This is a genomic window from Rhodovulum sp. YNF3179, from assembly GCF_050586465.1.
In the GTDB taxonomy this organism is placed as follows: Bacteria; Pseudomonadota; Alphaproteobacteria; order Rhodobacterales; family Rhodobacteraceae; genus CAJXYS01.
In genome coordinates this window covers 151,227-161,719 of sequence record NZ_JBOCEG010000008.1, presented here as the reverse complement: position 1 = coordinate 161,719, position 10,493 = coordinate 151,227, and the positions used below count along the sequence as shown (strand labels likewise).

General features: G+C 57.8%; 10 protein-coding genes. All 10 read right to left on the bottom strand.

Going from position 1 to position 10,493, the window contains the following annotated elements:
* Nucleotides 1-77 (bottom strand): hypothetical protein (locus tag ACQ5SP_RS14900; RefSeq protein ID WP_430939193.1); only part of this gene is annotated, 77 nt, incomplete at its 3' end.
* 219 nt (nucleotides 78-296) lie between these two features.
* Nucleotides 297-1,037: a hypothetical protein gene (locus ACQ5SP_RS14895; RefSeq protein ID WP_430939188.1), complete on the bottom strand. Its 741-nt coding sequence runs from the start codon at nucleotides 1,035-1,037 to the stop codon at nucleotides 297-299.
* A 179-nt stretch (nucleotides 1,038-1,216) separates the two neighbouring features.
* Nucleotides 1,217-1,564, bottom strand: a complete 348-nt coding sequence (locus ACQ5SP_RS14890) for a MarR family EPS-associated transcriptional regulator (protein WP_430939187.1) — start codon at nucleotides 1,562-1,564, stop codon at nucleotides 1,217-1,219.
* 614 nt (nucleotides 1,565-2,178) lie between these two features.
* Nucleotides 2,179-3,315: a non-hydrolyzing UDP-N-acetylglucosamine 2-epimerase gene (gene wecB, locus ACQ5SP_RS14885; protein ID WP_430939186.1), complete on the bottom strand. Its 1,137-nt coding sequence runs from the start codon at nucleotides 3,313-3,315 to the stop codon at nucleotides 2,179-2,181.
* A gap of 2 nt (nucleotides 3,316-3,317) precedes the next feature.
* Nucleotides 3,318-4,454 carry a UDP-2-acetamido-2,6-beta-L-arabino-hexul-4-ose reductase gene (gene wbjC / locus ACQ5SP_RS14880; protein ID WP_430939185.1) on the bottom strand — a complete coding sequence of 379 codons (1,137 nt, stop codon included), beginning with the start codon at nucleotides 4,452-4,454 and terminating at the stop codon, nucleotides 3,318-3,320.
* Between the two features lie 4 nt (nucleotides 4,455-4,458).
* On the bottom strand, nucleotides 4,459-5,490 hold the full coding sequence (locus tag ACQ5SP_RS14875; protein ID WP_430939184.1) for a polysaccharide biosynthesis protein: 1,032 nt from the start codon (nucleotides 5,488-5,490) through the stop codon (nucleotides 4,459-4,461).
* A gap of 507 nt (nucleotides 5,491-5,997) precedes the next feature.
* Complete coding sequence (locus ACQ5SP_RS14870) at nucleotides 5,998-7,164, bottom strand: hypothetical protein (protein ID WP_430939183.1); 1,167 nt, start codon at nucleotides 7,162-7,164, stop codon at nucleotides 5,998-6,000.
* 8 nt (nucleotides 7,165-7,172) lie between these two features.
* Nucleotides 7,173-8,210, bottom strand: coding sequence for a pseudaminic acid synthase (gene pseI / locus ACQ5SP_RS14865; RefSeq protein WP_430939192.1), 1,038 nt, complete (start codon nucleotides 8,208-8,210; stop codon nucleotides 7,173-7,175).
* Nucleotides 8,203-9,825 (bottom strand): UDP-2,4-diacetamido-2,4,6-trideoxy-beta-L-altropyranose hydrolase, encoded by a 1,623-nt coding sequence (gene pseG, locus ACQ5SP_RS14860; protein WP_430939182.1) that lies wholly within the window; start codon nucleotides 9,823-9,825, stop codon nucleotides 8,203-8,205. The genes pseI and pseG overlap by 8 nt, the downstream gene beginning before the upstream one ends.
* Entirely contained in the window at nucleotides 9,825-10,493 is a 669-nt protein-coding gene (gene pseF / locus ACQ5SP_RS14855) for a pseudaminic acid cytidylyltransferase (RefSeq protein WP_430939191.1), read from the bottom strand. Before pseF ends, pseG begins: the two co-directional genes overlap by 1 nt.

Genomic DNA, 10,493 nt, shown 5'->3' with positions numbered 1-10,493 from the left:
ACGTCATGGCCGAAATCCGAGAAACACACCCCCGAGACGAGCCCCACATAGCCCGTGCCGATCATCGCGATACGCATCTACTAAAAAGGCCTCCTTATTTCAGCATATTCTGTCAAATGCCCGATAACGCAACACAGCGCCTCAAGTAGCGGAGCGATAAGCGCACCAGTGAATGCCCAAGCAACGAAGCGATAGCGCGATGACAAAACACGGCGCCCCAAGTAACGAAATGGTAGGGCCGCGAAAAAGCGCGGGCTGCAACGATCCCGAACCCGGCAGACACATCGAAAGAGCCTTCATCGGGGGGGCGTCGCCAGGTTCAGGGCTTCGGCGCGATCTCGGCCGTACCAGCGCATCTTCGAGGAGTTGCCGCTCAGCATCTTAGTCAGAACCTCTTCACCAATGCCCTGTTCGCGGAAAAGACTGGTGAGCTTGTAGGCAAGAATGATGGACATCCTGTATGTGCCAATGATGCATGAGCGAAAGAACGCCACGCGCCCCGGCTCCTCCATGCCTCTCCCTGCCGGGCCCTCGGCGGGAAGCTCCGCCTGCGCCGCGTTGCGGCCGGTGTCAGCTTCACGCCCAGGGCCATCTGCCTCGCGGGAGAACAGGCGACAGTATCGCTCCAGTTCCCGGGCCTTTTCATCGCTGTCCGTGGTCGGATCAGGTGAAAAACCGATGAATGGAAGGTGGAAGCCGAGGCGGCCATTTTCTCCTACCTCTCGCTCTCTCCCGTGGACGAAGACAAGCGCGCAACCCGACGCACAGTCCTGCCCGGCTGGAATAAAGGTGGCGAGCCCCGCGCTTTGCACCTGCTCACCAATCGCGAGTGCTGCGCGCAGAGTGCCGCCCGGCCCCGACAGGCCAAGCCTTGCCAGGTCATTTCCGGCGATCAGCCGCCGAAACTCACCCGCATCCGCAACACCGATCACGCCGTCCATGAAAAGCGTTTTGCTGGCCTGATCGATGCGGAACTCGGCGCTCATGGCCCCGACGGGCAAGAAGAGAGAAAATACAGTCAGTACGGATCGAAGCATGATGCGGGGCCATGTTTGCCAGGGGTGGATCTGCCACGAACGCGTTCATCACCTGCCGTCTCTTGGCGGCTCGACCCCACCTCTCTTCTTTCAAAGCCAGCGATGAAGCTATGCCTCAACCGCACCTCCGCGAGCGGCGCAGCGGGCAGGAAAAACCCGCAATAGCGCACCCGACCGCCTCACGCCTCACCGCTCGTTCGCGGCGCCGGCGCGCCTTCCGCACCAAGCGAAAGCTCTTCCTCGAGCGCGGCAATCTCGGCCTGCAAGGCTTCGTATTCGGCCCATTTGCGCTCGAGAAAGCCCCGTGTCAGCCGGGCTTTCTCCGCGATCCCCCGCGGGGTCAGAACATAGGCGTAGCGCAGCTTGTGATTGGACGCCTGGAAATTGCGGATCTTGATGTAGCCCTTGTCCGCGAGCGCCTGGAGACAGTAATTCACGCGCCCGAGGCTTGCCCCGAGCTCCCGGGCAATCTCGCGCTGGCTCAAATGCGGGTTGGACTCGAGGAGGCGCATGACTCGGAAGTGCATGTCCTTTCGAAGCGCGCTGCGATCAGATATGGGACGGCTCCACGGCTACCGCACCGCCGCATACCTCATGCGACCGGCCTACCCTGTCGTTTTTTCGCCCTGCGTCGTCCAGGAACTCTTCACCGTTCAAGCTTGAACATCCATGTAAAAACATGCTGTGAGCGCGTTTGCAATCCCCCGGGACGGTGAAATCTCACCCCTAAAAACGGAGCGCGCCACGCTCGCCACGGCTCACTGGCATAACGCTCTTCTCACCCTTTGCCTGCAACCGGTCCGGGCCATTCGGGAGATCTGTAGCCCTCGACCCGAGATCGGATGACCCGCGCGAAAACGCGCGGACGCCAATATCTCCGGCTGACGCGCATGCGCGCCCGGTGGGCAATATCCCGTCTGCGCGGCAGAATTCCAACAAGAGGAAGGCCATTAGCACCGGATGTGCATCACCGAAAGGCGTCGCGCACCTACTTGTCATCAAGGCCACGTCCCGGCAACAGGGCGATTGGTCGTGCCCCTTGTCTCCAACCTCGCTGCCGCAGGGCCGAAGATGGGGCTGCAACGGAGATCCAAAGTGAAGGATCCTGCCAGCAACAAGACTGCGTTCCGAACGCACCAGGTCAGTTTTTCTTCCACACAACCCGGTTAACATAGTCGATGTAGCTGAGAATAATCCGCAGTACCTTTTCGCTGACATTCGTTGTTCTGTAATCGGCCACAAGGCGTAGACCTCGCGCGTCGCCGCGCGGCTGATCTTCCAGGACGGCAAGACCCTGGCGGACTCTGTCGCTACTGAGTCCCACCATCATGACCGCGCCCTCTTCCATGCCCTCCGGACGTTCATGAGTCTCGCGAAGATTGAGAGCCGGGAAGTTCAGGATTGAGCTTTCCTCCGTGATTGTACCGCTATCGGAGAGCACCGCCCTGGCGTTCAGTTCAAGATGTACGTAATCGTGGAAGCCCAACGGTTTTTGCAGGCGCACACCCGGGTGAAATGGGATATCGGCCGTTTCGAACCGCTTCCTCGTGCGCGGGTGGGTCGAGACCACGACGGGCAGGCCATGATCTTCGGCCACGGCATTCAGCACATCGGCAAGCTTGCCCAGGTTTTTGTCGCTGTCGACATTCTCCTCGCGATGGGCACTAACGACGAAATATTTCAAACGATCGAGCCCAAGCCGCGAAAGAACCGTCGAGGCCTCGATCTGCGGCAGGTAATGGCTTAGCACCTCGAACATTGGGCTACCCGTCTTGATCACCATGTCGGGTGGCAGTCCCTCCCGTAGCAGATAGTCGCGCGCAATGGTGCTGTAAGTCAGATTGATATCTGCTGTGTGATCAACGATACGACGGTTGATTTCCTCGGGAACCCGCATGTCAAAGCAACGGTTCCCGGCTTCCATATGGAAGATTGGGACCTGGCGACGCTTGGCTGGGATCGCCGAAAGACAAGAATTGGTATCGCCCAGTACCAGAAGAGCCTCAGGCCGAACATCGGCGAGAATTTCATCAACTGCCGATATCAGGTTGCCGATCGTGTTGGAGGGACCACTACTCCCGACCGCACTGGCAAGGAAATAGTCCGGTTTGCGGACACCGAGGTCTTCGAAAAAAATCTGGTTCAATTCATAGTCATAGTTTTGGCCTGTGTGAACGAGCACGTGCTCACATGTTCTGTCGAGCAACGCCAGAACGCGGGACAAGCGGATTATTTCGGGACGGGTGCCTACGACAGACATTACCTTGATTTTCTGCATGCTCAAACCTTGCTTGGGATCGTATCCGGCCGGTCGCGGTCAAATATTTCGTTCGCCCAGAGCATCACGATGAGCTCCTCGGAACCGGTATTCGTGACATCGTGCACCCAGCCTGGAATCGTCTCAACCACCTTTGGCATGGAGCCCCTCGATCTGATCTCGATAATCTCGTCGGTCACGAGATGACGGAACCGGAAAAGGGCTTCACCCTTGATGACCAGAAACTTCTCGCACTTGGTGTGGTGATAGTGTCCGCCTCTCGTTATTCCCGGATCCGCAGTCAGAAAACTGAATTGGCCGCTGTCCGGAGTTTTAAGCATCTCTACGAAAACACCCCTGTCATCGCCGTGTCGCGGCACATCATACGCAAATCGGGACTTTGGGAGGTAGCTCAGGAAAGTTGCATAGAGCGCTCGGGGCAGCCCGGCGCCGACCCTCTCGATGCGGAGCGACTTGCGACCGCGTTCAAAAGCTTCGATTTGTGCCGCAATATCGCCGAGAGTCGTCTTGTATTCGGGTGCAACCGCGGCGAAACGGAAGCCGGAGTCGCGGCATGTCAGGATCTCTGAAAGGACAGCATCCAGAACGTCGTCAACATAAACGAGCTTAAGGTTCTTGGACGGATCGTCGATCCGGATCGGCAATCCATTTGCGATATTGTGGCAGAAGGTTGCGACAACGGAGTTATAGTTCGGACGGCACCATTTGCCAAATACCCCGGGAAAGCGAAACACCACGACCGGGTTGCCGGTGTCCTGCGCGAGCTCACGCACAGCATCTTCGGCTGCCAGCTTGCTGAGGCCATAGGGGGTTTCGAGCTCGGCTTGAGCCGACGAGGCGAGAATGAGCGCAACCTGGCGCCCGCGGCGTTCATTCTCGCCTCGTATAGCATCGCAGAGTTTGGCCGTCAGGCCGACATTCACATCGGCAAAAGCGCGTTGGTCTTCCGGCCGATTTTCACCAGCAAGATGAACAATCGCGTCCACTTTGGCAATTAGCTCGGAGAGAGTCGCCGGATCATCGCCGCGGTCAAAGCGCGACACGGTGATGTTCGGCATCTCCCCGAGGCGCACCAAAAGGTTGCGTCCGATAAAACCTTGAGATCCGGTCACCAGGATCCGTGTTGCCGAGTGCGACATCGTCTTACCCCTCGGGATCTGCCTGTTCGCCGCGGACAACCGTTTGAATGAACCGAAGTTTCATCAGAAGATCTTGCATGCCTTCCACGTCGAGGCGGGTCGTATTGTGCGAATTGTAATCCTCAGCCTGCGAAATCCGGACCTCTCCGGTGTCTACGAACTTGCCATAATTCAAGTCACGCAAGTCAGGCGGCACCCGGAAGTAGGCGCCAAGATCCTCGGCAGCGGCCATCTCCTCGCGGCTAAGAAGCACCTCAAAAAGCTTCTCGCCGTGCCTTGTCCCGATCGTTTTGATTGGATGATCAGGCACCCCAAGCAGATCAGTGAGCGCCAATGCCAGTGTCTCAATCGTGGCCGCGGGAGCCTTCTGAACGAAGATCTCGCCCGGCTTGCCATGCTCAAAAGCATAAAGCACCAGATCTACCGCCTCATCCAATGTCATCATGAAACGGGTCATCAATGGGTCGGTTATGGTGATCGTCTGACCCGTACGGATCTGTTTGGTGAAGAGCGGGATCACCGACCCACGTGAGGCCATGACGTTTCCGTAGCGAGTGGCGCAAATGATTGTGTCATTGCTGGCGCGCGACTTTGCGACAACAACTTTTTCCATCATCGCCTTACTGATGCCCATCGCGTTTATGGGATAGACCGCCTTGTCGGTACTCAAACAGATCACGCGTTCGACGCCACAGTTGATCGCGGCCTCCAAGGTATTCTCCGTGCCGAGTACGTTTGTCTTGACCGCCTCCATAGGATGAAACTCACATGAGGGAACCTGCTTAAGTGCGGCAGCGTGAAAGACGAAGTCAGCACCGCGCATGGCATTCAAAACCGACTGGTAATCGCGCACATCGCCTATATAGAATTTTACGTTTGCAGCGGCAGCCACCTTTCGCATATCGTCTTGTTTTTTTTCATCACGACTCAGGATCCTGATTTCGCGCAAACCGGAGTGTAAAAAGCGCCGCAACACAGCGTTTCCGAACGAGCCAGTTCCTCCAGTGATCAGAAGAGTTTTATCAGAAAACATCATTATCTCTTTTCATTTTGGATAGTCCTTCAAACTTGTGCGAAAAGCCACTATTAGGCCCACCGCATAGGTACTAAAAATATTCAACAGAACACTCCAAATGGTCAAGATTCAAACGATCTCGAGAGGTGATACTAAGCGTTTGAGAATTATTTTTCTCTTCCGAGGGTCAACGCTGCTCTATGTCCACAAGGAGGCTAAAGACAACGGAAGAACGGACCTATTGTTAAGCAGTGCGCCGCATTTTAGATTTCTGCCAGCCCAGACCAGTTATTTGGCAGCTGACTTAAGCGCACGCTGAAGATCAATGGCATACTGCCTTGCATGCCTGGACCAAAACCCACATGAAGATTTTTGGACAGACAATCATTGATAACCACTAAACTCATATTAGGCTCAGTTTTGGCAGCCTCAAATTCTAGTGACCCAGATAAGCATATCGAAGAAACTTTCAAAAAATTCTTCTTTGGGTTAGTAGTCACTTGTAATTTTCGAAAACAGTTATTGGTTCTACACATTCAAAGCTGATTTAAGAAATTCCAGACGCGCAACGTTTTCGCGTTCAAGGCACGTCCGTTCTTGAGCGATAATGGTTTTAAAATCACTCAGCCTGAATGCGCACTTCGAAGCTGGAAAACTAGTGGGCGCTCGATCGAAAATACGAAACACTGGTTTCCCTCGAAGAAGAAAGTCAACTAAAGAGCTTGAATTCACGGTCACCAAGACATCCGACTGCTCTGCCAGCTTTTCCATATCGCCATCTACCACCTCTAACCAAGGTACCTGCAAGGCAAGTATTGCTCTTATTTTCCAACGCCACCTAGTCGCTGGATGAAATTTTATCCAAAAATGTACATTGGCGCGCTGCTCTTCGGATAGTTCATCGTGGATCTGGACAAGCTCAGAAACTGCTTCTTGAATTTCACCGTGATTAAAAGAAACAGCAACCAACACCACCAATCTTTCTCCCAATTCTGGAATTTCTGGAGCAAGAGCCTTGATTGATCGATCTTCGGCATAACGCCCCGTGACCAAGAATTGGCAATTGGGCATCCTCCCTCTGAAGTGGACCCTGGAGAGCTCGCCCCAGGACCAAAACTCTTGGGCATTAACAGGAAAATAGAAATCTGGTGACAGAACAAGACCATGTTGCACGACAATGGTGCGACATCTGCCCTGGCGATTCAGCGCCTGCACGATAGCGGCAACATCGAAAATCTGGTCATTGTAGCAGACAAAAACCTCAAGATCGGAAAGTTCCGTCTTCGTTATTTTCTGGATCGCGCGATAGAAGACAAGAAGGTAAGCGAGCACATCGCGGCGCCGTCCGCGGAAAAAGATGCACAGCGCGAGCATCACTAGAACGCAGAACTGCCCGGTAGTGATCCTCGGGAAAAGATTGATGGCTGCGGTGTGCGATTTGTCGGAGAAGGTTTCGAGATCGCCGAGGCGCAAATTCCGAAGGGTCTCCGTGTATTGGTGATGGCGAAGCTGATTTGGCCCCTTAACGAAAGCAATCCGCCCATATTTTGGAGTTTCACCGCGACCGAACCAGTATCTGAATGCAGTGATAGCCAATTTTGTCGCCAAGACGTGTCGCCGGTTGGCAAGCCGGCGCAATATACGGTATTTTCCTTCTCCAGCAACAATTCGGATATCCCACAGATCGCTTCGCATACCCGTTTTCAAAGGTCAACTGCTCGAACTGGCGTATTTTTGGCTACGTTTCTTTTCACCCGTTTCCCCAAGACCTTGTCCAGTAACTTCGGCGACAACCCATTCCCGGGACGGACGCTGCGCACAGCGTCAGCAGTGATCAATTCCCCGGCTTCCAAGTCCTTTACGAAATAAAGGCTCCTCCGGAACTTCACGTTGCCCTGCTCGCTCGACTTCCGGCCGTAATCGACTTGCCCGAGCGCCTCCCAAGCCGTGCGAGCCCCCGTGCAGAGCGCTTCGAGCTCCAGCGGCTCCAGCGAGAAGCTGTCGTCCGGCCCGCCGCCGCTCCGATCGAGGGTCACGTGTTTCTCGATCACCGATGCGCCGAGGGCTACGCTCGCGATGGCGGTCGTGTTGTCGAGTGTGTGGTCCGACAGGCCAACCACCGTTCCGAAGCGCTCCGCCATGTCCGGCAGGGTCCGCAGGTTGTAATCTGCCGCCGGTGCCGGATAGCCCGAGACGCAGTGGAGCAGCACCAACTCCTTGCACCCGCCGTCCCGCGCCGCCGCGATGGCCTCGGCGATCTCTTGGGCGTCCGCCATGCCGGTCGAGATAATCATGGGCTTGCCCGTCGATGCGATATAGCGGATGAGCGGCAGGTCCACTGCCTCGAAAGACGCGACCTTGTAGGCCGGCGCGTCCAGTTCCTCTAAAAGGTCGACCGCGGTGGGGTCGAAGGGCGAGCTGAAGAGCGTGATCCCGACCTTTCGGGCATGGACGAAGAGTTCTGCGTGCCACTCCCAGGGCGTATGCGCCCAGTCGTAGAGATCCCAGAGGGTGCGACCCTTCCAGGGCCCATCAGTGATCTGAAAGTCGGGTGCGTCACTCTTAAGCGTGATCGTGTCGGGTCGGTAGGTCTGGATCTTGATCGCGTCCGCCCCGGCTTCGGCGGCAAGCTCGATCAGCTTCAGCGCCTTTTGAAGGTCCCCGTTATGGTTCGCGGAGAGCTCGGCGATAATATACGGTGGCTGGTCCGGCCCAATCGCCCTGCCCCGTACCCTAATCATCACATTCACTCTTCATGAGTTGCTTTGGATCAGCCACGTCACGTCCCTCACCCCTGGCAAGGCTTTCCGCTGGCATGGATAACCTTACGAACTCGCCATCACGAGCCTCTTCCGTGAAGCTCAGAGAGCCAAACAACCGCAGCGACGTTGCGTGCTCCTTATGCACTTCGGCCAAGAATCTTGTGCCGGCAGGCACCACGTTTTGCGTAAGAGCTGCTCGAAGTATCGCAGCAGCTTGCCCTTGGCCCCGTAACGAACGCGAGATGCAAATGCTCACGATTAAGCAATCCGGATCATCCGAATTCTTGTCAATCCGCACATGCGCGACCGGGCCCGTCCCACTTTCGACCATCAAGAGAGTCCGTTCACTGTTTTCAAGCGCAGACCGCATCCATTCGAGGTGTTGTGTCAGGGTCGGGATGTCAGTGTTGCGATAATATCGTGCAGCGTTTCCTCGATAGCGCCAGTCATAGATCGCCTCTGCATCTTCGAACCGGGCAGGACGCACACAGTAAGGTGGTTCTGAAAATATCCTATTGACAATTTTTGGGATCCCACTTCCGTCGACCAGCCCTGCCGATGCTTTTGACATCTGCATCAGCTTGGTCGGCAGATCAGGAGCTTCCAGCACTTCTCTTAAACCGAGCGGCAACGCTGCTTGATCGCTTGTCAACTGACTTGCCGCCCCAGCCCTTACAAGCGCGTCGGCAGCCGGGACCTGGTTCTCCGCCAGCACGACCAGAAGCGTCGGCAAGCCGAGACAGCACCGCTCCCAGGCGCTGCTGCCCGCAGCACCGATGGCGAGGTCGGCCTCAGCCATCAGCGCAGCCATGTCGCGCACACCGACCCGCAGTTCCGTTGGGACAGGCATCCGGGCGGCAAGTTCCCTGATACCTTCTTTCCATGGCGCCGAGGGGCCGAGGACCACGGTGATCCAGCACTCTGCCGGCAGCGGCGCGCCGGCAAGTGCGTCCAGCACCTGCCCGGTCGCGTTGTCCTGATCGACGCCGCCGAGCGAGACCAGGATATGCTCCAGCCGTCCGTCCTTGCGTCGCGCAAGGCTCTCTTCCCGCCGCGCCCGGAACTCCGGCCTCAGCAGCGCGTAGCGCGGGCCGATCAGCCGCGCGCATTCGGCGGGTACCAGCCCGTCGTAATCCTCCGTCGCGCGCCCAAGGTTCTGGTCGAGCAGCAGATGGCACTCATGCGGGCGATCGGCCAGGTCGTCGATCGCCAGGACCTGCCCGACAGCAGGGTGCACCGCCCGCTCCCACGCGGCATCGAGCGCGTAATGGTCCACGACAAGCCAATCGGGGCGAAGATCGTCCAGGATCGGCTGGCAGTCCCGCGCATCCTGCGCCCGGGTCACGCCCAGCCAGGCCGAATGTGGCGTCGCGCCATCATCGGCGTGCGCCTCCGGCGCAGGCAGAAGGTGGCAGCGATGCCCCCGCTCTTGCACCAGCGAGGTGAGGTCGCCGGGCAGGTCGCGGCAGAGGACATGGCAGTCCGCCCCGGCCTCGGCGAGCGTATCGGCCAGGGTAAGGCAGCGCATCATATGCCCTGTGCCGATCTCGATCGAGGCATCCGCCCGGAACGCTATGACGGAACGCGCAACCATCAGCGGTCCAGCCCTTGCGCCCGGAAGAGGAGCTCGGCCAATTGCCAGTCCTCCTCGGTGTCGATGTCCTGCACCCGCTTGCGCGGCACGGGGAGGCCAACGGCCCCGGGCCCGAAGATCGGGGCATCAGTCCGCCATTGCCCGGCATCGGCCCAGTAGAACTGGCCCGCATCATGCCAAGCCTCCTCGAGATCCTGGGAGCGGGTCCCGAAATGCTCGGGCTGCACCATCTCGACGGCGTTACCAGGCCCCATCCGCAACGCCCGCTGGATCGGGAACGCGTAGCGTGTCACCGGAAAGGCATAGGTCACGCCGTTGTGCTGGAGCCGCGACCGGCCGCGCTGCAGGTCCTCGGCGAGGACAAAGGGTGCAGTCGCGTAGAGACAGCAAACGGGGCCTTCGGCCTCCAGGGCCTCGATGGCATGGGCGATGACCGGGCGCGTCGGCGCGTGGGCATCGGCAAGTGCCGCAGGCCGTTCGAACGGTGTCTCGGCCCCGGCCGCGCGCGCGGCGGCGGCGATCTCGGGATCGTCGGTCGACACGACGACGCGCTCGAAACACCCGCTCTCAAGTGCCGCAGCAATCGGCCAGGCGATCATCGGGCGCCCGCAGAAGTCACGCAGATTCTTGCGCGGAATCCGCTTGCTCCCGCCCCGGGCCGGGATCAC